We start from the raw sequence: 24,119 nt of genomic DNA, 5'->3' as shown, positions 1-24,119 counted from the left end.
TTGCGCCGCAAGGCACGGTGCAGCATGTAGCGAGGGTTGGGGGGCTTGCGTTAAACCCAGGTAACATGCGTGCTTTACCTGTGATCGGAACGTCATGACCGACAATCGGCGCGACCTGGAAGCCGGGATCGAGACCGACCTGCAGGGCCGGCTCACCTACGGCGGCTACCTGCGGCTGGACGCGCTGCTGTCCGCCCAGCAGCCCCTGAGCCAGCCGCCGCATCACGACGAGATGCTCTTCATCGTGCAGCACCAGGTGGCGGAGCTGTGGATGAAGCTGATCATTCACGAGTTGAAGTCGGCCATCGATCATCTGCACAAGGACGACATCGATCCGTGCCTGAAGATCCTGGCGCGGGTCAAGCAGGTGCAGCGCCAGCTGTACGAACAGTGGGGCGTGTTGGAGACGCTCACCCCGTCGGAATACCTGGAATTCCGCGACATCCTGGGTTCTTCCTCGGGGTTCCAGTCGCTGCAGTACCGGCAGATCGAATTCCTGCTCGGCAACAAGAACGCGCAGATGCTGGCGGTGTTCGCCTACGACCCGGTGGCGCAGGCCGCGCTGCGCGAGGTGCTGGAAGCGCCCAGCCTGTACGACGAATTCCTGGCCTATCTCGCGCGCCGCGGCCATGCCGTGCCGGCCGAGCTGCTGGCGCGCGACCTTACCCAGCCGCACCAGCGCAACGACGGCCTGCTGCCGGTGTTCAAGCGCATCTACGAAAACCGCGCGGAATTCTGGCCCGAGTACCACATGTGCGAGCAGCTGGTGGACGTGGAAGGGCAGTTCCAGCAGTGGCGCTTCCGCCATATGAAGACGGTGGAGCGGATCATCGGCCACCGGCGCGGCACCGGCGGTTCGTCGGGCGTGGCCTTCCTCAAGAAAGCGCTGGAACTGGAGTTTTTCCCCGAATTGCTGGACGTGCGGACGGTGCTGGGCACCTGAGCCGAGGCGGCGTGGTCTGAAAAAGCGGCAAAGCCGCTTTTTTTGCGATCCGCACTTTCGGATCATGGCTTGCCGGGCTTTCCGCAAGATGTTGCGCCGCATTTGACGGCGCGGCGCCGGGCCGGTTACATGTCGCGGGTTTTGAATTTCCGGTCTGTACGCGATGTGCGGATCAGTACATTTTTTCCAGCTCGACATGCCTGCACAACAGGGGATCGCATGACCGATACCACCACGGCTTCTCATACGTCGGCGGCGCCGACGGTGCCCGACTACCCCCAGACCATGGGTCACCCGCGTCCGCTGTGGATGCTGTTCATGACCGAGTTCTGGGAGCGCTTCGCCTTCTACGGCATGCGCTGGGCGCTCACGCTGTACATCGTGGCGGAGTTCTTCGGCGGCAGCCCCACCGGCCAGGCCTTCGCCAGCCGCACCTACGGCGCCTACCTGGCGCTGGTGTATGCGGCGGCGGTGTTCGGCGGCTACGTGGCGGACAAGGTCATCGGCTACCAGCGCTCGATCCTGGTCGGCGCGGTGGTGATGTCGGCCGGCCTGTTCATGATCATGCTGCCCAACCAGGACATCTTCCTGCTGGGCCTGTCCACCGTCATCGTCGGCAACGGCCTGTTCAAGCCGAACATCTCCTCGATGGTGGGCCAGCTCTACGGCGTGGGCGACCCGCGCCGCGACCGCGGCTTCACCCTGTTCTACATGGGCATCAACGCCGGCGCGCTGGCCTCGCCGCTGCTCACCGGCTGGCTGGCCAGCTACTTCACCGACACCCCGATGCAGCAGAACTACAAGCTGGTGTTCCTGGCCTCGGGCATCGGCATGCTGTTCAGCCTGTTCTGGTTCTGGTTCGGCCGCCGCCAGCTCAAGGGCGTCGGCCGTCCGCTGCCGGACCAGGCCAGCCGCATGCGCGTGGTCTACGTGCTGATCGGCTGCCTGGTGGCGGTGCCGCTGGTCTACCTGGTGATGGCCAAGGCCGGCGCCGTGGTGCTGCAGTGGCTGCTCAGCGCGCTGTTCGTGGGCCTGTGCGTGCTGCTGATGATCGACGGCGTGCGCGAGGGCAAGGTGCAGCGCGACCGCGTGATCGCGATGCTGGTGATCTTCGTGTTCAACGTGCTGTTCTGGATGTTCTACGAACAGGCCGGCAGCTCGTTCAACTTCCTGGCCGAGAACATCGTCGACCGCAAGATGTTCGGCGGCTGGGAGTTCCCGGTGGGCTGGTTCCAGTCCGTCGCGCCGCTGGCCCTGGTGCTGCTGGCGCCGCCGATGTCGATGCTGTGGGGCTGGCTGGACAAGCGCAAGCTGGAACCCTCCATCCCGCGCAAGTTCGGCTTCGGCCTGCTCGGCAATGCGGTGGCCTTCGTGGCGCTGATGTACGCGCTGTCCAGCCTGGTGGACGACAAGGGCCTGATCCCGTTCTGGCCGCTGGTGGTGGTCTACGTGCTGCAGACCGTGGGCGAGCTGTGCCTGTCGCCGATCGGCCTGTCGATGGTGACCAAGCTGGCGCCCAGCCGCCTGGTCGGCCTGGCCATGGGCGGCTGGTTCCTGTCCACCGGCATCGGCAACAACCTGTCGGGCATCTTCGCCGGCCACGTCAGCGGCACCACCGGCATGACGGTGGCCTCGGCGCTGAGCGGCTTCACCTTCAGCTTCTGGCTGCTGGGCATCGCGGCGGCGATCCTGCTGGCGGTGGCGCCGCTGATCAACCGGCTGATGCATGGGGTGAAGTAAGGCGGGGAACGGCGAACGGGGAACAAAAAAAAGAGGCGGCACATGCCGCCTCTTTTTTTCCAAGCCTTCAAGCCGATGCCGCGCTTTCCCGTTCCCTGTTCCCCGTTCCCTGTTCCCCGCTTCGAGGCGGCACCGGCGGGCCCAGCAGCTTGTCCAGGATGCGCGACAGCCAGGCCTGCTCGTCCGCGTCCAGCTTGGCCAGCAGCTCGCGCTCGCGCGCCCGCGCCATCGGCGCCACCACGTCGTGCACCTCCCAGCCCGCTTCGCTCAGGGCGAGTACGGAGCGGCGCTTGTCGCCCTCGTGGGTGCCGCGGTTGACCCGGCCGGCCTCGACCAGCCGGGCCAGGGCGCGGCTGACCGCCACCTTGTCCATGGCCGTGCGCTCGGCCACCTCGCGGGCGGAAAGCCCTTCGAAGCGGGCCAGCACGGCCATCACCCGCCACTCGGTGACGCTGAGGTCGAAGCGCGCCTGGTAGTCGTCGGCGATGCCCTGGCTGACCGTGTTGGACAGGATCGACAGGCGGTAGGGCAGGAAGCGTTCGAGCTCCAGCGGGGCGTGGTCCGACGGGTGGACGTGTTGTTGATCGGCGGGCACTGCTGCACCACTCCTTGCAAATGGTTTCACATGTAACTATAACGCTCGGGTCATACCGGCGGTCGCATCCTTTTCAGGTGCCGCGACCGGCGGAGCGAACCACCTCGCCCCCAGGCATTCCGACCAGGAGATACCCCATGAGCGCGCAGCCCAATCTTGGCATGCAGGTGACCACTTTCGAGAACCCGATGGGCATCGACGGCTTCGAATTCGTCGAATTCGCCGCCCCGGCCGGCCGCGGCGCCGAGCTGCACGACCTGTTCACCCGCATGGGCTTCACCGCGGTGCTCAAGCACAAGCGCCGCCCGATCACGGTGTACCGCCAGGGCGGGGTGAACTTCCTGGTCAACGAAGACCCCGATTCCTTCGCCGCCGCCTTCGCCGCCCAGCACGGCCCCTGCGCCGCCGGCTTCGCCATCCGCTTCAAGCAGCCGGCCGCCGAGGTCTACGCCAAGGTGCTGGCCAATGGCGGCGAGGCGGTGGGCGAGAAGGAAGCGAGCAAGGCGGTGAACGCCCCGGTGGTGAAGGGCATCGGCGACTGCATGCTGTATCTGGTCGACCGCTATGGCGACAAGGGCGGCATCTACGACGGCGACTACGCGCCGATCCCGGGCGTGGAGCAGAACCCCGCCGGCTTCGGCCTCACCTTCATCGACCACCTCACGCACAACCTCTACTTCGGCAACATGCAGAAGTGGTCCGACTACTACGAGCGCCTGTTCAACTTCCGCGAGATCCGCTACTTCGACATCAAGGGCGCCAAGACCGGCCTGGTGTCCAAGGCGATGACCGCGCCGGACGGCATCGTGCGCATTCCGCTGAATGAGTCGAGCGATCCGAAGTCGCAGATCAACGAATACCTCGATGCGTACCATGGCGAAGGCATCCAGCACATCGCCTGCTTCACCGACAATATCTACGAGACCGTCGAAGCGATGCGCGCCAAGGGCGTGGCCTTCCTCGACACGCCGGACACCTACTTCGACGTGATCGACCTGCGCATTCCCAACCACGGCGAAGACGTGCCGCGCCTGGCCAGGAACAAGATCCTGATCGACGCCGACCCGGAGACCAAGCAGCGCAAGCTGCTGCAGATCTTCACCCAGAACAACATCGGCCCGATCTTCTTCGAGATCATCCAGCGCAAGGGCAACGAGGGCTTCGGCGAAGGCAACTTCCAGGCCCTGTTCGAATCGATCGAGCGCGATCAGATGCGCCGGGGCGTGCTGTAAAAAGTAGCCAATCCCTCCCCCGGCGGGGGAGGGGCATACTCGGACAAGCAACGGGTGCGATCGATGGAAACGAAGGGCTACCAATCCGGCTTCGGCAACGAGTTCGCCACCGAAGCCGTCGCTGGCGTGCTGCCGCATGGGCAGAACTCGCCGCAGCGCGTGGCGCATGGGCTGTATGCCGAGCAGCTGTCCGGCAGTGCGTTCACCGCGCCGCGGCACAGCAACCGGCGCAGCTGGCTGTACCGGATCCGGCCGGCGTCGATGCACCGGCCGTTCGAGCCGCTGGCGCACGAGCGTTTCCATAACCGTTTCGACGAAGCCCCGGCCACGCCCAACCAGCTGCGCTGGGACCCGTGGCCGATGCCGGCGCAGCCTGCCGACTTCGTCGACGGCCTGGTCACCCTGGCCGGCAACGGCGGCGCGGGCGAGCAGGCCGGTTGCGGCATACATATATATGCGGCGAACCGCTCCATGCAGGGGCGCTTCTTCTACGACGCCGACGGCGAGCTGCTGCTGGTGCCCCAGCAGGGGCGCCTGCGCCTGTGCACCGAGCTGGGCGTGCTCGAAGTGGCGCCGCTGGAGATCGCGGTGATCCCGCGCGGCGTGCGCTTCCGCGTGGAGCTGCCGGACGGCGAGGCGCGCGGCTACGTATGCGAGAACTTCGGCGCGCTGCTGCGCCTGCCGGACCTCGGCCCCATCGGCGCCAACTCGATGGCCCTGCCGCGCGACTTCCTCACGCCGCATGCTTCGTACGAGGACGTCGAAGGCGACTTCGAGCTGATCGCGAAATTCCAGGGTTCGCTGTGGTCCGCGAAGATCGACCACTCGCCGCTCGACGTGGTGGCCTGGCACGGCAACTACGCGCCCTACAAGTACGACCTCACCACCTACAACACGGTGGGCTCGATCAGCGTCGACCATCCGGACCCGTCGATCTTCACCGTGCTGACCGCGCCCAGCGACACGCCCGGCACGGCCAATGTCGACTTCGTGATCTTCCCGCCGCGCTGGCTGGTGGCCGAGCACACCTTCCGCCCGCCGTATTTCCACCGCAACGTGGCGAGCGAATTCATGGGCCTGATCCAGGGCGCCTACGACGCCAAGGCGGGCGGCTTCGTGCCGGGCGGCGCCAGCCTGCACAACTGCATGAGCGGCCATGGCCCGGATGCGGCGAGCTTCGAGAAGGCCTCGGCCGCGGACGTGAGCAAGCCCGATCACCTCACCGGCACCATGGCTTTCATGTTCGAGACGCGCAAGGTGATCCGGCCGACCCGGCAGGCGCTGGAAGCGCCGCAGCTGCAAGGCAACTACTACGAGTGCTGGCAGGGCATCCGCAAGCACTTCAAGCCCGGCTGATCCGCGTGCATTGACCCCACGCGCGCGCAGGCGCGCATGGGCAGCCATCCCCACATCGATTAATGTTGAACGCTGCCGCTGAAGGCGCGGCGATCGGAGCGAAGCTATGAAACTGGGCAGTCTCAAGGAAGGCGGGCGCGACGGCACCCTGGTCGTGGTGAGCCGCGACCTGTCGCGCGCGGTCAAGGCCAGCGGCATCGCCGCGACGCTGCAGGCGGCGCTGGACGACTGGTCGAACCTCGCGCCGCGCCTGAACGCGCTGTACGCCGAGCTGCAGGCCGGCACCGCGGCGGGCGCGTTCGCGCTCGACGTCGCCGCGCTGGCCGCGCCGCTGCCGCGCGCCTATGAATTCGTCGACGGCAGCGCCTACCTGCCGCACGTCGAGCGCGTGCGCCGCGCGCGCGGCGCCGAAGTGCCGGAGTCGTTCTACGTCGACCCGCTGATGTACCAGGCCACCAGCGCGGGCTTCCTGGCGCCGCGCGATCCGGTGCTGGTGCCCAGCGAGGACTACGGCATCGACCTCGAAGCCGAAGTCGTGGTCATCACCGACGACGTGCCGATGGCCGCGACGCCCGCGCAGGCCGCGCAGCACATCCAGCTGGTCGGCCTGGTCAACGACGTCTCGCTGCGCGGCCTGATTCCGAACGAACTGGCCAAGGGTTTCGGCTTCCTGCAGTCCAAGCCGCGCTCGGCGCTGTCGCCGGTGTTCGTCACGCCGGACGAACTCGGCGACGCATGGCATGGCGACAAGCTGCATCTGCCGATGCGCACCTGGATCAACGGCGCCTGGTTCGGCGAAGCCGAATGCGGCGTCGACATGCAGTTCGATTTCGCGCAGCTGGTGGCGCATGCGGCGAAGACGCGTCCGCTCACCGCGGGGACCATCGTCGGCTCCGGCACCATCGCCAACGAAGATACCGGCAAGGGTGCTTCGTGTCTGGCCGAGCAGCGCACGGTCGAAACCCTGCGCGACGGCAAGCCGAGCACACCGTTCCTGAGGTACGGCGACGTGATCCGCATCGACGTGACGGATCGCGACAACGTGTCGATCTTCGGTGCGATCGAGCAACTTATTGCGTCGCCAGCGCACTGATACGGCGTCGCTCGTTCGACACGAGCTGGACACGGAACCTTCACAGAAGAGCCTGCATTGCAGGCTCTTTTCATGTGCGCTGCATGTTCAGGAAATGTAGAGACATATAACCCGTCCCCTAACGCGGGCTGTACGAGTGCGCACGATCGCGACGCGATTCTCGCCATCGCATCGGAACATTCCTCTACTATCGACCCGGTTTTCGTCCGGCAGAAGTGGTTTGACGAAACAGGGGGATGTCGGTTTCGGGTTCGCGTATTGCGCGGCCTCCACATCTTTTTGCAGAGTCAGGCAACGCTGTGTTCCAACGTATCCTGCTTGTGTGTGTGGGCAACATTTGCCGTAGCCCCACCGCCGAATACCTGTTGAGGGATCGCCTGTGCGATGCCTCGCTCGAGATATCGAGCGCCGGCCTGGGCGCGCTCGAAGACCATCCCATGGACGCCACGGCGGCTGCGCTTCTTGCGGAGCACGGCATCGATGCGAGCGCGCATCGCGGACGCCAGCTGCAGCCGTCGATGCTGCACGAGGTGGACCTCGTGCTGGTGATGGAGAAAAGCCATGCCGCCCGCATTGCGCGCCTCGCGCCCGAGGCCAGCGGGAAAGTGCTCCTGCTCGGCAAGTGGCTAGGTGAAAAGGAGATTCCAGACCCGTACGGGCAATCGCGCCCGGCCTTCGAGCATGTCTACGGACTGATCGACCAGGCCATCGCGCGCTGGCAGCCGTATCTGACCCCCTCCTTCTCCAGAGCGGCCTCCTCATGACCGATCCCCGCCCCGTTACCCAGCAGCGCAATGACGAAGAACTCGACCTCGGTGCGATTCTCGGCACGCTGGTCGACAACAAGTGGCTGATCTTCGCCATCACCGGCCTGTTCCTCGCCTGCAGCCTCGCCTACGCCTTGCTCGCCACGCCGATCTACCAGGCCGACGCGATGGTGCAGGTGGAACAGAAAGTGCCCGAACTGCCCGGCATCAGCGCACTGAGCCAGACGCTGGGTGCGTCCAACTCGCAGGCCAACACCGAGATCGCGCTGATCACCTCGCGCGCGGTGATCGGCAAGGCGGTGGACGATCTGAAGCTCGACATCAATGTGTCGGCGCGCCATTTCCCGCTGATCGGCACCGGCATCGCGCGGCGCTTCGCTTCGGCCAACCCTGGCGAACTGGCCAGCCCGCTGCTCGGTTTCAACCGTTACGACTGGGGCGGCTCGAAGCTGGAGCTGCAGCGCATCGAAGTGCCGGACGACCTGCTCGGCAAGACCATGACGCTGATCGCCGGCGAGAACGGCGCGTACACGTTGTTCAGTCCCGACGGCGACGAACTGCTGCAGGGCGCGCCCGGCCAGATCGCCACCGGCCACGGCGTGACCTTCCAGGTCGGCGTGCTCAAGGCCAATCCCGGCACGCGCTTCGACGTGCGGCGCGAGCGCGCGCTCACCACCATCAACCAGCTGCAGACGGCTATCCAGGCCACCGAGAAGGGCAAGGACTCCGGCATCATCGGCCTCTCGTACCAGAACGCCAACGCCAGGCTCGCGGTGTCGCTGCTCGACCGCGTCAGCGAGTGGTACGTGCGCCAGAACGTGGAATGGAACGCGGCCGAAGCGGCCAACAGCCTGAAGTTCGTGCAGGAACAGCTGCCCAAGGTGCGGCAGGACCTGGACCGGGCGCAGGCCGCGCTCAATGCGTTCCAGATCCAGGCCAAGTCGGTCGACATCACCATGCAGACCAAGGCGCTGCTGGACCAGAGCGTGGCGGTCGAGGCCAATATCCAGCAGCTGCGCATGCAGCAGGCCGACATCCAGCGCCGCTTCACGCCGGCGCATCCGGCCTACAAGGCGCTGATGCAGCAGATCGGCCAGCTGGAGGCGCAGAAGAGCGACATGGACAAGCAGGTCGGCGTGTTGCCCGACACCCAGCAGGAACTGCTCAAGCTCACCCGCGACGTCGAAGTCAGCAACCAGACCTACACCGGCCTGCTCAACCAGGCGCAGCAGCTGGACATCGCGCGCGCCGGCAAGGTCGGCAACGTGCATATCGTCGACAACGCCCAGGTGGACGTCACCAGCCCGGTGAAGCCGAAGAAGGTGCTGGTGGTGTTCGGCGGCACGTTTGTCGGCGCCTTCCTCGCCTTCGGCCTGGTGTTCGTGCGCCAGATGCTGAACCGCGGCGTGGAAGAGCCCTCGGTGATCGAGCAGCTGGGCCTGCCGGTCTACGCCTCGGTGCCGGTCAGCCCGACCGAGCACGAGATCGGCCTGTCCGACCACGCGCGCGGCGACGGCAGGCATCATCTGCTGGCCATCAGTTCGCCGGCGGATCTGGCCACCGAGGCCCTGCGCAGCCTGCGCACCAGCCTGCATTTCGCCCGGATGGAGGCGAAGAACAATGTGCTGATGATCTCCGGCTCCAGTCCGGAGGCCGGCAAGACCTTCGTTTCCGCCAACCTCGCCGCGGTGATGGCGCAGGCCGGGCAGCGCGTGCTGGTGATCGACGGCGACATGCGCAAGGGCACGCTGCACAAGGTGATGGGTGGACGGCCGAACAACGGCCTGTCCGAACTGATTTCCGGCCAGATCGACGTGGACACGGCGATCCGCCCGCTGGCCTCGCTGGAAAACCTGCACTACATCGCGCGCGGCAAGGTGCCGCCGAACCCGTCGGAGCTGCTGATGAACCAGCGTTTCGCCGAGGTCATGGAGCAGCTGATGCCGCGCTACGACCTGGTGCTGATCGATACGCCGCCGATCCTGGCGGTGACGGATGCCTCGATCATCGGCCACATGGCCGGCACCTGCCTGCTGGTGGTGCGCTTCGGCCTCAATCAGGCGCGCGAAATCGCCCTGGCCCGCCAGCGCTTTGCGCAGAACGGCGTGGAGATCAAGGGCGCCATCTTCAACGCGGTCGAGCGCCGCAGCAGCGGCTACTACTCGTACGGCTACTACGAATACAAGAACGGCACGTAAGCAGCGGACGCGCGAGCGGAGCCGCGATGGCTCCGCCCGCGCATGAATGGCGGTGTTGCGCGCGAGCGGATTTGCGATGCGCGTCGTGAATTTGGCCGTCACGCTTCATGAGCCTGTCAAGAGCGCAGGCGAACATCTGGACGTTTGGACGGCTAAACGTTGATGCGTTTCGCTGTATCTGAAATGCGTCGCGTACGCGTCGTCGTGCTTCAGGTGTGAGTAAAGAAGCGCTTGCCACAGTACGTGGCTCTTGTGTTCGCAGCCGAGCCGAGAGGCTCTCCCCTTCACGGTCCATCGACACAGGCTAAGACGCCGGACCGCCACTATCTGGAAGATCGGATGCAGCAAGTGATCAATGCCAAGATTGCCGTCATCGGCCTGGGCTACGTCGGCCTCCCCCTGGCCGTGGAATTCGGCAAGAAGTACGACACGGTCGGTTTCGATATCCGCACCGCGCGGGTGGAAGAACTGCGTGCCGGAAAAGATTCGACGCTGGAAGTGGAAGCCGAGGAACTGCAGTCCGCCACGCGGCTGCGCTACAGCGACGCGCTGGAAGACCTGCGCGACCGCAACGTCTATATCGTGACGGTGCCCACGCCGATCGACGCGGCCAAGCGGCCGGACCTGGGGCCGCTGGTCAAGGCCAGCCAGATGCTGGCGACGGTGCTCAAGCGCGGCGACGTGGTGGTGTACGAGTCCACGGTCTACCCGGGCTGCACCGAAGAGGTGTGCGTGCCGCTGCTGGAGGCCGGCTCGGGCCTGAAGTTCAACCAGGATTTCTTCGCCGGCTACAGCCCGGAGCGAATCAACCCGGGCGATAAGCAGCATCGTGTGACGACGATCCTCAAGGTCACCTCCGGCTCCACGCCGGAAGCGGCCAGCTACGTCGACGCGCTGTACTCCAGCATCATCACCGCCGGCACGCACAAGGCCAGCAGCATCAAGGTGGCGGAGGCGGCGAAGGTGATCGAGAACACCCAGCGCGACCTCAATATCGCGCTGGTGAACGACCTGGCGATGCTGTTCAACAAGCTGGGCATCGACACGCTCGAAGTGCTGGAAGCGGCGGGCACGAAGTGGAACTTCCTGCCATTCCGTCCGGGTCTGGTCGGCGGCCATTGCATCAGCGTCGATCCGTATTACCTGACGCACAAGGCGCAGGAAGTAGGGCACCACCCGGATGTGATCCTGGCGGGCCGGCGCACCAATGACGGCATGGGTCCCTACGTGGCCGGTGAAGTGGTGCGCCTGATGGTGCGCAAGGGCATCAACCCGGTGCGCGCGAAAGTGCTGGTGCTGGGCCTGGCCTTCAAGGAGAACTGCCCGGACCTGCGCAACACCCGCGTGATCGACATCGTGCAGGCCTTGCGCGACTACAACGCCGAGGTGGATGTCCACGATCCCTGGGTGGACGCGGACGAGTGCCGGCACGAATACGGCCTGGCGACGATCGGCGATCCCTCGCGCGGCTCGTACGACGCCGTGATCGTGGCCGTGGGCCATCGCGAGTTCGCCTCGCAGGGTGCCGCGGGCATCCGCAGCTACGGCAAGCCCGAGTCGGTGGTCTACGACGTGAAGTACGTACTGCCGCGCGAGGCGGTAGACGGGAGGTTGTGATGAAAATCCTGGTGACCGGCACGGCGGGCTTTATCGGTTCGCACGTCGCACGCAAGCTACTGGCGCGCGGCGACGAAGTCATCGGTGTAGACAACCTCAACGACTACTACGACGTGGGCCTGAAGAAAGCGCGTCTGGCACGCGTGCAGGCTTTCCCGGGCTATACGCATGTCAAGGCCGATCTGGCCGACCGCAACGCCATGGAAAAGCTGTTCGCCGACCATCGCCCGCAGCGCGTGGTGAATCTCGCCGCGCAGGCCGGCGTGCGTTATGCCGCCACCAATCCGCATGTGTACGTGAGCAGCAACGTCACCGGCTTCCTGCATGTGCTGGAAGGCTGCCGCCACCATGGCGTGGAACATCTGGTATTCGCCTCGACCAGCTCGGTCTACGGCGCCAACCGCGACCTGCCGTTCTCCGAGCACCGCCCCGCCGAGCATCCGCTGACGCTCTACGCCGCCACCAAGAAAGCCAACGAGCAGATGGCGCACAGCTACGCCCATCTGTACGGGATGCCGGCCACGGGCCTGCGCTTCTTTACCGTGTACGGCCCCTGGGGCCGGCCGGACATGGCGCTGTTCCTGTTCACTAAGGCCATCCTTGCGGGCGAACCGATCCGCGTGTTCAACGAAGGCCGGCATAAGCGCAGCTTCACGTATATCGACGACATCGTCGAAGGCGTGGTGCGCGCCCTCGACACCGTGCCCGGCAAGGACCAGGCATGGGACGCCATGCGCCCGGACCCCGCCACCAGCGGCGTCGCGCCCTACCGCCTCTACAACATCGGCAACGAGCAGCCGGTGGAACTGCTGCGCTACATCGAGGTGCTGGAGCAGTGCCTCGGGCGCAAGGCCACCATGGAAATGCTGCCGCTGCAGGCCGGCGACGTGCCCGAGACCGAGGCGGACGTATCCAGCCTGGTCGAGGCCGTGGGCTACCGGCCGAAGGTGTCGGTGGAGCAGGGCATCGCGGCCTTCGTGGACTGGTATCGAACCTATTACCCCGCCGCGGCTCCCCGCGCGGCCGTCGCAGGAGTCGCTTCATGAAGAACTTTGCTTTGATCGGCGCCGCCGGCTATATCGCCCCGCGCCACATGCAGGCCATCCGCGACACCGGCAACAAGCTGGTGGCCGCCTATGACCCGAACGATTCGGTCGGCGTGATCGACAGCTACTTCCCCGAGGCCGACTTCTTCACCGAATTCGAGCGCTTCGACCGCCATATCGACAAGATGCGCCGCGCCAGCCATCCGCAGCGCGTCGACTATGTGGCGATCTGCTCGCCCAACTATCTGCACGACTCGCATATGCGCTTCGCCATGCGCTCCGGCGCCGACGCCATCTGCGAGAAGCCGCTGGTGCTCAATCCGTGGAATATCGACGGCCTGCGCGAGATCGAGCAGGACACCGGACGCAAGATCAACACCATCCTGCAGCTGCGCCTGCACCCGGCCATCGTGGCGCTGCGCGAGAAAGTGCGTGCCTCCAAGCGCGCCGCCAAGCACGAGGTGGATCTGGCCTATGTGACGTCGCGCGGCCACTGGTACCTGCAGTCGTGGAAGGGCGACGCCAAGAAGTCCGGCGGGATCGCCACCAATATCGGTGTGCATTTCTTCGACATGCTGCATTTCATCTTCGGCGAACTGCAGCAGAACGTGGTGCACCAGCTGTCCGATACCAAGGCCGGCGGCTATCTGGAATACGAGCATGGCCGCGTGCGCTGGTTCCTCTCGGTGGACGTGGAAGACGTGCCCGCCGCGCAGCGCCTGGCCGGCCAGCGCACCTACCGCTCCATCACGGTGGACGGCGAGGAGATCGAGTTCTCCGGCGGCTTCACCGACCTGCACACGCGCAGCTACCAGGAGATCCTGGCCGGCCGCGGCTTCGGGCTGGAGGAAAACCGCTGCGCCATCACCACGGTGTCGGATATCCGCCACGCGGCGCCGGTCGGCCTGCGCGGCGAATACCACCCCTTCCTCACACGCAATGCCGGCTGAGGCGCTTATGGCCTATTACCAACATCCCAGCGCGATCGTCGACGACGGCGCCCAGATCGGCGACGACTCGCGCGTATGGCATTTCGTCCACGTCTGCGGCGGCGCGCGCATCGGCAAGGGCGTGTCGCTGGGGCAGAACGTGTTCGTCGGCAACCGCGTGGTGATCGGCGACCGCTGCAAGGTGCAGAACAACGTGTCGGTGTACGACAACGTGACGCTGGAAGAGGGTGTGTTCTGCGGCCCCAGCATGGTGTTCACCAATGTCTACAACCCGCGCTCGCTGATCGAGCGCAAGGACGAATACCGCGACACCCTGGTCAGGCGCGGCGCCACCCTGGGCGCCAACTGCACCATCGTCTGCGGCGTCACCGTGGGCGAGTACGCCTTTGTCGGCGCCGGCGCGGTGGTGACCCAGGACGTGCCGGACTATGCGCTGATGGTCGGCGTGCCGGCGCGCCAGATCGGCTGGATGAGCGAATACGGCGAGCAGCTCGACCTGCCGCTCAGCGGCTCCGGCGAAGCACTGTGCCCGCATACCGGCAAGCGCTACGTGCTGCGCGAAGGCCGGGTCGGGCGCGAGGAGGTCACCGCGTGATCGACTTCATCGACCTCAAGGCGCAGCAGGCACGCATCAAGGCGCAGATCGACGAGGGCATCCAGCGCGTGCTCGCGCACGGGCAGTTCATCCTCGGGCCCGAGGTGGCGGAGCTGGAAGAAAAGCTCGCCGCCTACGTGGGCGCGAAGCACTGCATCAGCTGCGCCAACGGCACCGACGCGCTGCAGATCGCGCTGATGGCGCTGGGCGTGGGGCTGGGCGACGAAGTGATCATGCCGGGCTTCACCTTTATCGCCACCGCCGAAACGGCGGCGATCCTGCATGCGAGGCCGGTGTACGTGGATATCGATCCGCATACCTATCTGATGGATCCGGCGCTGCTGGAGGCGGCCATCACGCCGCGCACTCGCGCCATCATGCCGGTATCCATCTACGGCCAGTGCATGGACGCCGACGCGATCAATGCGATCGCCGCGCGCCACGGCCTGCCGGTGATCGAGGACGCCGCACAGAGCTTCGGCGCCACCTACAAGGGCCGGCGCTCCTGCAATCTCAGCACCATCGCCTGCACCAGCTTTTTCCCGAGCAAGCCGCTGGGCTGCTATGGCGATGGCGGCGCGATGTTCACCAACGACGACGCACTGGCCACCGCCATGCGCCAGATCGCGCGGCACGGCCAGGACCGCCGCTACCACCACGCGCGGGTCGGCATGAACAGCCGCCTGGATACGCTGCAGGCGGCGATCCTGCTGCCGAAGCTGGCGATCCTGGATGAGGAGATCCGCCAGCGCCAGCAGGTGGCGGCGGCGTATGCGCGGCATCTGGGCGAGGCCGGCGTAGCGCCGCCGTTCGTCGAGTCGCACAACCTCAGCGTGTATGCGCAGTACACCATCCGCGTGGAGGAGCGCGAAGCGCTGCAGGCGCGGCTGAAGGAAGCCGGCGTGCCGACCGTGGTGCATTACCCCGTGCCGCTGAACCGGCAGCCGGCAGTGGCCGACGCGGACGCGCAGCTGCCGGTCGGCGACCAGGCCGCGCGCGAAGTGCTCAGCCTGCCGATGCATCCGTACCTGTCCGAGGCGCAGATCGCGACGATCGTCGAGGGTCTCGCCGCGGTACCGGCGAGGTAGGCGCCGTGATTGACCTGCTCGCCCGCTGCATCAGCGGCTCCGTGAACTGGGCGGAGCGCCGCAGCCATGCGCGGCGCCTGCGCGGCTACCCGGGCGTGGCGGCCTCCGCCACGGTGGGGTTGGGCAGCAAGCTGATCGGGCCGAAGGAGAACTTCCGCATCGGCGAGCACAGCTATCTCAACCAGGCGCACCTGTCCTGCGGGCCGGGTTCGCGCGTGGTGATCGGGCGCGGCTGCGCCATCGGCTACAACGTGTCGATCAAGGCGCTCACGCACGACCCGGCCAAGCCGACCACCAATGCCGAAGGTCCGCTGCGCCACGTCGAGCGCGACATCGTGATCGGCGACGACTGCTGGATCGGCGACAACGTGTTTATCCGCGAAGGCGTGGTGCTGGGCGACCGCATCATCGTCGGCGCCAATTCGGTGGTGACCCGGTCCTTCGCCGGCAACCAGATCATCGCCGGCATTCCCGCCCGGGTCATCCGGGAGCGCTGAGGCCATGCGCACGCCTGCCACCCGCGACGACATCCACGTGCTGGTCATACCGTCCTGGTATCCGGCCCGGCCCGGCGACATCAGCGGCAGCTTCTTCCGCGAACAGGCGCTGGCCCTGCACTGGCATGGCTGCAAAGTGGGCGTGATCTATCCGCAGCTGCGCTCGCTGCGCCACTGGCGCGGCCCGGCCGGCGGCGAACGCGGACTGCGCCGCGAGTTCGACCAGGGCATGCCGGTGCTGCGCTCGCCGGGCGTCAATCCGTTCCCGCTGCTGCACGGCGCCGCCGCCGCATGGTGGGTGCGCCATGGGCTGAAGCTTTATCGGCGCTACGTGGCCGAGTTCGGGCGCCCGGACGTGGTGCACGCGCATGCCGCGCTGTACGGCGGCGCGCTGGCGCGGCAGATCTGGCTGCGCGAAGGCGTGCCGTACGTGCTCACCGAGCACAGCTCGATGTATCCGCGCGGCCGGGTCAGCCGCACGCAGGCGCGCATCGCCCGCGAGGCGGCGCGCGAGGCGCGGCGGCGCTTTGCGGTGAGCGCATCCTTCGGTGGTTTCCTGGAAGGCTATTTCGGCGCCGACGCGGGATCGTGGGAAGTGATGCCGAACATCGTCGACGCCTCGTTCGGCGAGCGCCCGCTGGGCGAGCCGGCGGACGGCGGCGACTTCACTTTTCTTACCGTGGGTGGCCTCAACGAGAACAAAGGCATCCACCTGCTGTTCGAGGCCTTCGCGCGCGGCTTCGCCAGCGAGCCGGGCGTGCGCCTGCGCATCGGCGGCCATGGGCCGGAACGCGCGCGGCTGGAGAAACTCGCCGCGCAGCTGGGCATCGCCGACCGCGTCGCCTTCCTCGGCGCGCTGACGCGCCAGCAGGTGGCGGAGGAACTGGCGCGCGTGCAGGCCCTGGTGCATCCCAGCCGCTACGAAACCTTCGGCGTCGCCATCGTGGAAGCGCTGGCGATGGGCCGCCCGGTGGTGGCCACGCGCTGCGGCGGCCCGGAAGGCATCGTCACCGCGCGCGACGGCCTGCTGGTGCCGGTGGACGACATCGACGCACTGGCGCGGGCCATGCACGAACTACGCGCGAACATCGGCCATTACGACGCAGCGGCCATCCGCCAGGCTTGCCTGGCGCGCTTCGGCGAAGCCGCCGTGGTGGCTCGCCTGCGCGAAACCTACGAAGCGGCGGCGGGCCGGAAACTGCCCGCCGCGCACGATCGCGTGGTCGTGCCCCTGCGCAAGGCGGTCGGCCAGTGAACAAGAACAAGCTGCTCGGCTTCGCGCTCGGTCCGCTCGGTTCGGCGGCGGTCGGCTTTGTCACCCTGCCGATGCTGGCCTGGTTCTTCAGCGCCGAGGACATCGGCCGCATCTCCATGCTGCAGGTGGCGACCAACTTCGCGGTGATCCTGTTCACCTTCGGGCTGGATCAGAGCTATGCACGCGAGTACCACGAGTCCGCCGACAAGCCCGCGTTGCTGAAGGCGGCGGCGCTGCCGGGCCTGGTCGTGCTGGGCGTGCTGCTGGCGGCGCTGCTGGGCATCGCGCCGGGCTTGTTGTCGCAGGCCTTGTTCGCGGTGGACGACGGCGCGCTCAGCGCGATCGCCGCGGCCTCCATCTTTGCCACTTTCGTCTCGCGCTTCCTGTCGGTGATCCTGCGCATGGAAGAGAAGGGCTTCGCCTTCTCCATGAGCCAGGTGCTGCCGAAGCTGCTGTTCCTGGCCCTGGTGGTGGCGTATGCGCTGGCGGTGCCGGGGCGCACCTTCTTCATGCTGCTGGCCGCGTACACGCTGTCGATCGTCGCGGTGATGTTCGCCTATGCGTGGAACACGCGGCATGCCTGGGTGCCGGCGCTGGCGGCGCGGCTGGACCGGCGGCGGCTGCGCCCGCTGATGGCGTTCGGTTTTCCGCTGATCTTCGGCGGCGTCGCATCCTGGGCGCTGATGGCGATGGATAGGGTGTTCCTGCGCCAGTTGTCGACGCTGACCGAGCTTGGCGTGTTCTCGGTGGCGGCCAGCATCGCGGCCGCGGCCGGCATCGTGTCCAGCATCTTCTCCACCGTATGGGCGCCGACCGTCTACCGCTGGGCCGCCGAAGGCGATGCGCAGGCGAAGATCGATGCGGTCACCGGCCATCTGCTGGCCGCGGTGGTGCTGATCTTCGTCGCCACCGGCCTGCTGTCCTGGGTGCTGGCCCTGGTGCTGCCTTCGACTTACGACCGCGTGCAGTACATCGTCGCCGCCAGCCTGGCGCCGCCGCTGCTGTATGCGCTGTCGGAATGCGCCGCGGTGGGCATCAGCCTCGCGCGGCGCAGCCTGTATTCGATGCTGGCTTCGTTCCTGGCGGCGGCGCTGAACGTGGCGGGCAACTATCTGCTGGTGCCCCGGCTGGGCGCGGGCGGCGCGGCGATTTCCACCGCGGTGTCGTTCCTGCTGTTCCTGATCGTGCGCACCGAATTCTCGTGCCGCGTGTGGCGCCCCGTGCCGCGCGCCCGGCTGTATCTGGCGACCTCGGCGGCGACCGGCCTGGCGGTGGCCTTCGTGCTGTCCGGCGAGCGCCACCGCGGGCTGTTCCTGTGGCTGTGGGCGGGCCTGGGCCTGCTGTCGCTGGCCTGGTTCCGTCCTTCGCTGGCGCTGGCGCTGCAGGCCGGCGCGAAGCTGATGCAGGGTGCGCGGTTGCGCGCGGCGAACGTGCCGCCGCAGCTGCGCAGGAATGGAGTGCAATGAGCAAGGTCAATCTTTTCCTGTTCGCGGCCCATCATGCGACCGGCAACGTGGCGGCGCAGCGTTTCAAGGGCCTGGTGAAATACCTGGACGCGGATCGCTACCGCGTCCACGTGCTGGCGCGCGCGCATGGCGCCGCGCCTGTCGTGGCCGGCTCGCCCGCGGTGGAAGTGATTCCGCTGCCGGGGCATTGCGTGGGCAGCGAGTCCTCGCTGGCCGCCTCGCTGCTGAGCATGGCCTCGGCCTTCGTGCCGGCCCTGCCGTTCTCGCCGCTGGCGCGCGGCGCCGCCGCGCGCCGCCCGTGGCTGGTCAATGCGCTGGCCGAGGCGGACCGCCGCTGCGGCGAACGCATCGCCGCCGGCGAACGCTGCGTGGCCGTGGGCACCTACTCGCCGATCGACGCATTGATCGCCGCATCCAGCCTGGCTTCGCGCCACGGCCTGCCGTGCATCCAGGATTTCCGCGACGGCCTGGTGTTCGAGCCGCTGGGCCGCGCCGGCCGCGTCGCCGATGCCGCGCGCCGCATGATCGAGGCGCGCGTGATCGAAGCGGCCAGCCTGGTCACCTCGGTGAGTCCCGCGCTGGTGGAAGATTTCGGGCGCCGCTATCCGGGCAAGCGCGTCGGCCTGCTGCCGAACGGCTTCGATCCGGACGACTTCGCCGCGCATATGGACGAGGACGCGCAGGAAGCCGCCGCCCTGCTGGCCCGGCAGATTCCACCAGGCGCCATGCTGATCGGCCATTTCGGCCGCGTCGGCGCCAGCGATGCGTCGGCATCGCAAAGCCTGGACCGCTTCGTGTCGCTGATGAACGCGATCGAGGACGGCCAGGCGCGCCGCCACGTGCTGTTCGTGGGCGAGCTGACCGAGCGCGAACAGCAGTCGCTGCAGCGCGCGCGCTTCGGCGTCACCACCATCAAGCCGGTGCGGCGCGGGCTGGCCCTGCAGCTGATGAAGCGCTGCGACCGCCTGCTGCTGCTTACCGGCAACCGCGTGTGCTGCGCCACCGGCAAGGTGTTCGAGTACCTGGCCTCGGGCGTGCCGGTGGTGTGCGTGTCGGGCGTGGAGAACGCGGCCTCGTCGATCCTGGCCGAGACCGGCGCCGGCCAGACCCTGGTGACGCAAGGCGGCGGCGAAAGCGCCGAAGCCCTGCGCCGGATCATTGCCGCGCCGGCGGAAGGACGCCGCGACATCGGCGCCTACAGCAAGGTGGCGCAAGCCGGCGTGCTGGATCGCTGGATCGCCGACATGGTGGCCCTATGAATCCGTCCCTCTCTCCTTCGATGCGCGGCATGCGCAGCCCGGTGCCGATGAGCGAGCGCAGCATCACGCGACGGCATCTGTTCCTGCTGGCGGCGATCGGCCTGCTGTTCCTGGCGGTGGTGATCCCCAACTCGCTGCCGGTGCCCACCGCGGCGATGCTGGGCCTGACCGCGGTGCTGGCGCTGCCCGGCTTCCGCTTCGGCCTGGGCTTCAAGAAGCTGCTGGCGCTGTACGTGTGCACGGCCATGGTGACCGTGATCTACACCGCGGTCGGCTATCTCAACGACGCGCCGCCGGAAGCCGCGGCGCAGATGCTGGTGATCTACATCCTCTCGCCGCTGCTGTGGATGCTGGTGGCCGCGGGGCTGATGCGTGCGCCGGGGCCGGAGCGGCTGGTGGACTGGTTCGCGATCCTCACCGTGTTCGCCTGCGCCAGCGTGGCCTTGTACTTCTATCTGTACTTCCACTACGGCGCGGACGCCGTGTCGTTCTTCTTCAAGGGGCAGGCCAACATCAACCTGCAGGGCGGCTTCGCCGGCGCGATCATGCACGTGTACGGCTCGCTGATCTTCCTGGCGGGCGGTTTCTACAGCTCGCCCGAACTGATCCGCAGCCGCCTGCTGCGCATGGCGGTGCTGGCGATGATCTTCGTCTGCGCGGTGACCTCGGGCCGTTCGGCGCTGATCCTGGCCATTCCGGTGGGCTGGGTGCTGGGGCGCCTGCTGGCGCCGCGCACGCTCGGCTTCCATCGCAGCCTGACCTCGCCGCTGTCGCGCATGATCAAGGTGGGCCTGCCGATGCTGGTGGGCATGGTCGCGGTGGTGGTGCTGCTGCAGACCTATACCAGCGTGCGCCTGGACGTGATCTACGACAGCTTCGCCGACAAGATCAGCTCCGGCGGCGGCACCTCGCGCGTGGGCATGGCCGGTTCGCTGTTCCAGGGCATTCTCGACAATGGCGGCATCGGGGCGGGCCACGGCAAGGGCGTGAGCTTCGTCAGCAGCGCCGAATACCCGTGGCGCTACGAGCTGGTGTGGCTGGCCACCATCTACCGCGTGGGCCTGCTGGGCGCGGCGGTGTATGCGTTCCCGTTCTTCGTCTACATCGTGCGCGTGCTGCGCCTGGCCAGGGCCAGGCAGCTGCCGCCGCACCACAAGTTCCTGTTCAGCGCCTTCGTGGCCGCGTTCATCGCCTCCAATACCAATCCTTATATCGAAGCGTTCGCGTTCCAGTGGATGTACACCATCCCGCTGGTGGCGCTGTTCGTGGAATACCCCGCCGGGGTGGAGCGCGTGCCTGCATGAAGCGTCTGAAGGTGATCCTGTTCGCCCGTTACTCCAGGCTGGGGCCCAGCACGCGCCTGCGCAGCCTGCAGTACCTGGAAGAGCTGGAACGTCGAGGCATCGACGTGGACGTGCACGAGCTGTTTCCGGATTCGTATCTGGAAGGTCTCTACGGCGGGCGCCCGCAGGCGACCAGGTACACCGCGTGGCGCTATTACGGCCGGCGCATCGCCGAGCTGATGCGCAACAGCGACCACGACCTGGCCTGGATCGAGGGCGAGCTGTTTCCGTACCTGCCCTACGGCCTGGAAGCGCTGCTGTCGCGCCATGCGCGGCCCTACGTGGTGGACTACGACGACGCGCTGTTCCACAAGTACGATCTCTCGCCCAGCCCCGTGGTGCGCCGCGTGCTCGGCCGCAAGATCGACCGCGTGATGGCGCGCTCCGCCTGCGTGATCGCCGGCAATCCGTACCTCGCCGCGCGCGCCGAGCAGGCCAAGGCGGGCCGGGTGGAGATCATCCCCACGGTGGTGGACGAATTGCGCTACGACACGGTGGAGCATGGCGGCCGCGCGCAGCCGGTGATCGGCTGGATCGGCTCGCCGGCCACCGAGCATTACGCCCTGGACCTGCGCGACGTGCTGATGGACGTGTGCGCCGGCGGCGCGGCACGCGTGCTGCTGGTCGGCGCGCGGCCCGAAGTGGCGGCGCAGTTCGAGGGCGTGGCGGTGGACGTGCTGCCCTGGTCCGAGGAAACCGAAGCCGAGCTGATCGCCCATATGGACGTCGGCATCATGCCGCTGCGCGACGGACCGTGGGAACGCGGCAAGTGCGGCTACAAGATCATCCAGTACATGGCCTGCGGATTGCCGGTGGTCGCCTCGCCCGTAGGCGTCAACGCGGACATCGTGCGGCACGGCGACAACGGCTTTCTCGCCTCCAACGATGAGGACTGGCGCCAGGGCCTGCGCCAGCTGATCGGCAGCCCCGAGCTGCGCGCGCGCCAGGGCCGCGCCGGCCGCCACCGGGTGGAAGACCATTACAGCCTCGCCTCGCAGGCCCCGCGCCTGGCCGACGTGCTGCGCAACGCGGAGGCACGCTGATGTGCGGCATCGCCGGATTGTGGATACCCGCCGGTGCGCCGCGCGAGCGGCTGGAGCGCCAGGCGCTGGCGATGACCGCGCGCCTGCTGCATCGCGGCCCGGACGACGGCGGCGTGTGGGCCGATGAGGCTTCCGGCATCGCATTGGCGCAGCGGCGCCTGGCGATCATCGATCTCTCGCCGGCCGGGCATCAGCCGATGCATTCGGCGTGCGGCCGCTATACGGCGGTGTTCAACGGCGAGATCTACAACCATCTCGACCTGCGCGCACGCCTGGCCGCCGAAGGCAACGCGCCGGCATGGCGTGGCCACTCGGACACCGAAACCCTGGTGGCCTGCATCGCCGCGTGGGGACTGGAAGCCGCGCTCAAGGCCTGCATCGGCATGTTCGCGCTGGCGCTGTGGGACCGCCGCGACCGCAGCCTCGCGCTGGCGCGCGACCGCCTGGGCGAGAAGCCGCTGTACTACGGCTGGCAGGGCGAGGCGCTGGTGTTCGGTTCCGAGCTGAAGGCGCTGAAGGCGTACGAGGGTTTCCGCCCCGACGTCGACCGCGACGCGCTCACCCTGCTGCTGCGCCACAACTGCGTGCCGGCGCCGTACAGCATCTACCGCGGCGTGGCCAAGCTGCGGCCGGGCCATGTGCTGCGGCTGCAGGCGGGCGGTCCGCGCGAAGCGGAGCCGCAGCCGTACTGGCGCTACAACGACGTGGTCGCCGAAGGCATGGCCGAGCCGTTCTTCGGCAGCGAGCAGGAGGCCGTGGACGCGCTGGAGTCGCAGATCGCGCAGAGCGTGCGCGCGCAGATGCTGGCGGACGTGCCGCTGGGCGCCTTCCTGAGCGGCGGCATCGACAGCAGCACCATCGTCGCGCTGATGCAGAAGCAGAGCAGCCGCCCGGTAAAGACCTTCACCATCGGTTTCGGCGAGGACGGCTACGACGAAGCCACGCATGCCAAGGCAGTGGCCGCGCACCTGGGCACCGAGCACACCGAGCTGTACGTGCGGCCCGACGATGCGCTGGCGGTGATCCCCAAGCTGCCCGGCATGTTCTGCGAGCCGTTCGCCGACAGTTCGCAGATTCCCACTTACCTGGTCAGCCAGCTGGCGCGCCGCCACGTTACCGTCGCGCTCAGCGGCGATGCCGGCGACGAGCTGTTCGGCGGCTACAACCGTTACCTCGCCGCGCGGCGGGTGTGGGAACGCATGCAACGCCTGCCGTCGTTCGTGCGCCACGCCGCCGCCGGCGCCCTGCGCGCGGTGCCGCCGGCCACCTGGGACAGGTGGTACGAACGCGCCCGCGTGCTTTTACCTAAGCGCATGCACGTGGCCACGCCGGGCGACAAGGCGCAGAAGCTGGCCGGCGTGCTCGCGCTTTCCAGCGGGCAGCAGTTCTTCCACCAGCTCACCAGCCAGTGGAGCGAGCCGGAACACCTCGTGCACGGCGCGGCGGAACCGGCGACCTTGCTGACCGATCCGCAGGCCTGGCCGCAGACCGACAGCTTCGAGCATTGGATGATGGCGATGGATGCGCAGGCCTATATGGCCGACGACATCCTGGTGAAGGTGGACCGCGCGGCCATGGCCAACAGCCTGGAGACGCGCGTGCCCCTGCTCGATCCGCGCGTGGTCTCGCTGGCCTGGCGCATGCCGCTGCATCTGAAGATCCGCGACGGCCAGGGCAAGTGGCTGCTGCGCCAGGTGCTGTACCGGCATGTGCCGAAGGAATTGATCGAACGCCCGAAGCAGGGCTTTGGCGTGCCGCTCGACAGCTGGCTGCGCGGACCTTTGCGCGACTGGGCGGAAAGCCTGCTCGACGAAGGACGCCTGCGCCGCGAGGGCTATCTGCGCCACGCGCCGATCCGGCGCGTCTGGCAGGAACATCTGAGCGGCAAGCGCAACTGGCAGCACCAGCTGTGGAACGTATTGATGTTCCAGGCCTGGCTGGGCGCCGAACAGGGGGAAACGGCATGAACGCGGCCACGGCAGGAAGGCGCATGCGCCGCCTGTGGCGCAGCCGCGCGAGCGACCCTTATCCCCGGA

20 protein-coding genes are annotated in these 24,119 nt (G+C 67.5%); 19 read left to right on the top strand and 1 reads right to left on the bottom strand.

The window, feature by feature from the left end:
* Positions 1-94 precede the first annotated feature (94 nt).
* Positions 95-943, top strand: a complete 849-nt coding sequence (locus FHW84_RS16815; RefSeq protein WP_167257125.1) for a tryptophan 2,3-dioxygenase family protein — start codon at positions 95-97, stop codon at positions 941-943.
* A gap of 219 nt (positions 944-1,162) precedes the next feature.
* The gene (locus tag FHW84_RS16810; RefSeq protein ID WP_167257124.1) at positions 1,163-2,683 is read left to right on the top strand and encodes an oligopeptide:H+ symporter; all 1,521 of its coding nucleotides are present in this window, start codon (positions 1,163-1,165) and stop codon (positions 2,681-2,683) included.
* A 67-nt stretch (positions 2,684-2,750) separates the two neighbouring features.
* Here FHW84_RS16810 and FHW84_RS16805 read toward each other — a convergent pair whose 3' ends face one another.
* On the bottom strand, positions 2,751-3,278 hold the full coding sequence (locus tag FHW84_RS16805) for a MarR family winged helix-turn-helix transcriptional regulator (RefSeq protein ID WP_167257123.1): 528 nt from the start codon (positions 3,276-3,278) through the stop codon (positions 2,751-2,753).
* A 137-nt stretch (positions 3,279-3,415) separates the two neighbouring features.
* On the opposite strand from FHW84_RS16805, the gene hppD reads away from it, so the two are divergent.
* The 17 genes from hppD (at position 3,416) to asnB (ending at position 24,050) form a co-directional block, all read left to right on the top strand.
* The gene (hppD, locus tag FHW84_RS16800) at positions 3,416-4,510 is read left to right on the top strand and encodes a 4-hydroxyphenylpyruvate dioxygenase (RefSeq protein WP_167257122.1); all 1,095 of its coding nucleotides are present in this window, start codon (positions 3,416-3,418) and stop codon (positions 4,508-4,510) included.
* Between the two features lie 63 nt (positions 4,511-4,573).
* Positions 4,574-5,866 carry a homogentisate 1,2-dioxygenase gene (hmgA, locus tag FHW84_RS16795; RefSeq protein WP_167257121.1) on the top strand — a complete coding sequence of 431 codons (1,293 nt, stop codon included), beginning with the start codon at positions 4,574-4,576 and terminating at the stop codon, positions 5,864-5,866.
* A gap of 106 nt (positions 5,867-5,972) precedes the next feature.
* Positions 5,973-6,959: a fumarylacetoacetate hydrolase family protein gene (locus tag FHW84_RS16790; protein ID WP_167257120.1), complete on the top strand. Its 987-nt coding sequence runs from the start codon at positions 5,973-5,975 to the stop codon at positions 6,957-6,959.
* 299 nt (positions 6,960-7,258) lie between these two features.
* Positions 7,259-7,723 carry a low molecular weight protein-tyrosine-phosphatase gene (locus FHW84_RS16785; RefSeq protein WP_343203616.1) on the top strand — a complete coding sequence of 155 codons (465 nt, stop codon included), beginning with the start codon at positions 7,259-7,261 and terminating at the stop codon, positions 7,721-7,723.
* Complete coding sequence (locus FHW84_RS16780; protein ID WP_167257118.1) at positions 7,720-9,924, top strand: polysaccharide biosynthesis tyrosine autokinase; 2,205 nt, start codon at positions 7,720-7,722, stop codon at positions 9,922-9,924. Before FHW84_RS16785 ends, FHW84_RS16780 begins: the two co-directional genes overlap by 4 nt.
* Positions 9,925-10,263: 339 nt before the next feature.
* The gene (gene tviB / locus FHW84_RS16775; RefSeq protein ID WP_167257117.1) at positions 10,264-11,541 is read left to right on the top strand and encodes a Vi polysaccharide biosynthesis UDP-N-acetylglucosamine C-6 dehydrogenase TviB; all 1,278 of its coding nucleotides are present in this window, start codon (positions 10,264-10,266) and stop codon (positions 11,539-11,541) included.
* The gene (locus FHW84_RS16770) at positions 11,541-12,587 is read left to right on the top strand and encodes an NAD-dependent epimerase (protein WP_167257116.1); all 1,047 of its coding nucleotides are present in this window, start codon (positions 11,541-11,543) and stop codon (positions 12,585-12,587) included. Before tviB ends, FHW84_RS16770 begins: the two co-directional genes overlap by 1 nt.
* The gene (locus tag FHW84_RS16765) at positions 12,584-13,537 is read left to right on the top strand and encodes a Gfo/Idh/MocA family oxidoreductase (RefSeq protein WP_167257115.1); all 954 of its coding nucleotides are present in this window, start codon (positions 12,584-12,586) and stop codon (positions 13,535-13,537) included. The genes FHW84_RS16770 and FHW84_RS16765 overlap by 4 nt, the downstream gene beginning before the upstream one ends.
* A 7-nt stretch (positions 13,538-13,544) precedes the next feature.
* Positions 13,545-14,132: a UDP-2-acetamido-3-amino-2,3-dideoxy-D-glucuronate N-acetyltransferase gene (wbpD, locus tag FHW84_RS16760; protein WP_167257114.1), complete on the top strand. Its 588-nt coding sequence runs from the start codon at positions 13,545-13,547 to the stop codon at positions 14,130-14,132.
* Positions 14,129-15,220, top strand: a complete 1,092-nt coding sequence (locus FHW84_RS16755) for a DegT/DnrJ/EryC1/StrS family aminotransferase (RefSeq protein WP_167257113.1) — start codon at positions 14,129-14,131, stop codon at positions 15,218-15,220. Before wbpD ends, FHW84_RS16755 begins: the two co-directional genes overlap by 4 nt.
* Before the next feature lie 5 nt (positions 15,221-15,225).
* Entirely contained in the window at positions 15,226-15,717 is a 492-nt protein-coding gene (locus FHW84_RS16750; protein ID WP_167257112.1) for an acyltransferase, read from the top strand.
* 4 nt (positions 15,718-15,721) lie between these two features.
* Complete coding sequence (locus FHW84_RS16745) at positions 15,722-16,972, top strand: glycosyltransferase (RefSeq protein ID WP_167257111.1); 1,251 nt, start codon at positions 15,722-15,724, stop codon at positions 16,970-16,972.
* Positions 16,969-18,438 (top strand): lipopolysaccharide biosynthesis protein, encoded by a 1,470-nt coding sequence (locus FHW84_RS16740; protein WP_167257110.1) that lies wholly within the window; start codon positions 16,969-16,971, stop codon positions 18,436-18,438. Before FHW84_RS16745 ends, FHW84_RS16740 begins: the two co-directional genes overlap by 4 nt.
* Complete coding sequence (locus tag FHW84_RS16735) at positions 18,435-19,697, top strand: glycosyltransferase family 4 protein (protein WP_167257109.1); 1,263 nt, start codon at positions 18,435-18,437, stop codon at positions 19,695-19,697. The genes FHW84_RS16740 and FHW84_RS16735 overlap by 4 nt, the downstream gene beginning before the upstream one ends.
* On the top strand, positions 19,694-21,001 hold the full coding sequence (locus FHW84_RS16730) for a hypothetical protein (protein ID WP_167257108.1): 1,308 nt from the start codon (positions 19,694-19,696) through the stop codon (positions 20,999-21,001). Before FHW84_RS16735 ends, FHW84_RS16730 begins: the two co-directional genes overlap by 4 nt.
* A complete protein-coding gene (locus FHW84_RS16725; RefSeq protein WP_208399832.1) occupies positions 20,998-22,083 on the top strand; it encodes a glycosyltransferase family 4 protein in 1,086 nt (361 codons plus the stop codon). Before FHW84_RS16730 ends, FHW84_RS16725 begins: the two co-directional genes overlap by 4 nt.
* The gene (gene asnB / locus FHW84_RS16720) at positions 22,083-24,050 is read left to right on the top strand and encodes an asparagine synthase (glutamine-hydrolyzing) (protein ID WP_167257107.1); all 1,968 of its coding nucleotides are present in this window, start codon (positions 22,083-22,085) and stop codon (positions 24,048-24,050) included. Before FHW84_RS16725 ends, asnB begins: the two co-directional genes overlap by 1 nt.
* The last annotated feature ends 69 nt before the right edge of the window (positions 24,051-24,119 follow it).

Origin of the sequence: Dyella sp. SG562 (genome assembly GCF_011759495.1) — a bacterium.
In the GTDB taxonomy this organism is placed as follows: Bacteria; Pseudomonadota; Gammaproteobacteria; order Xanthomonadales; family Rhodanobacteraceae; genus Dyella_D; species Dyella_D marensis.
Note: the sequence above shows the minus strand (reverse complement) of the source record. Positions and strands in the feature narration are given on the sequence as shown.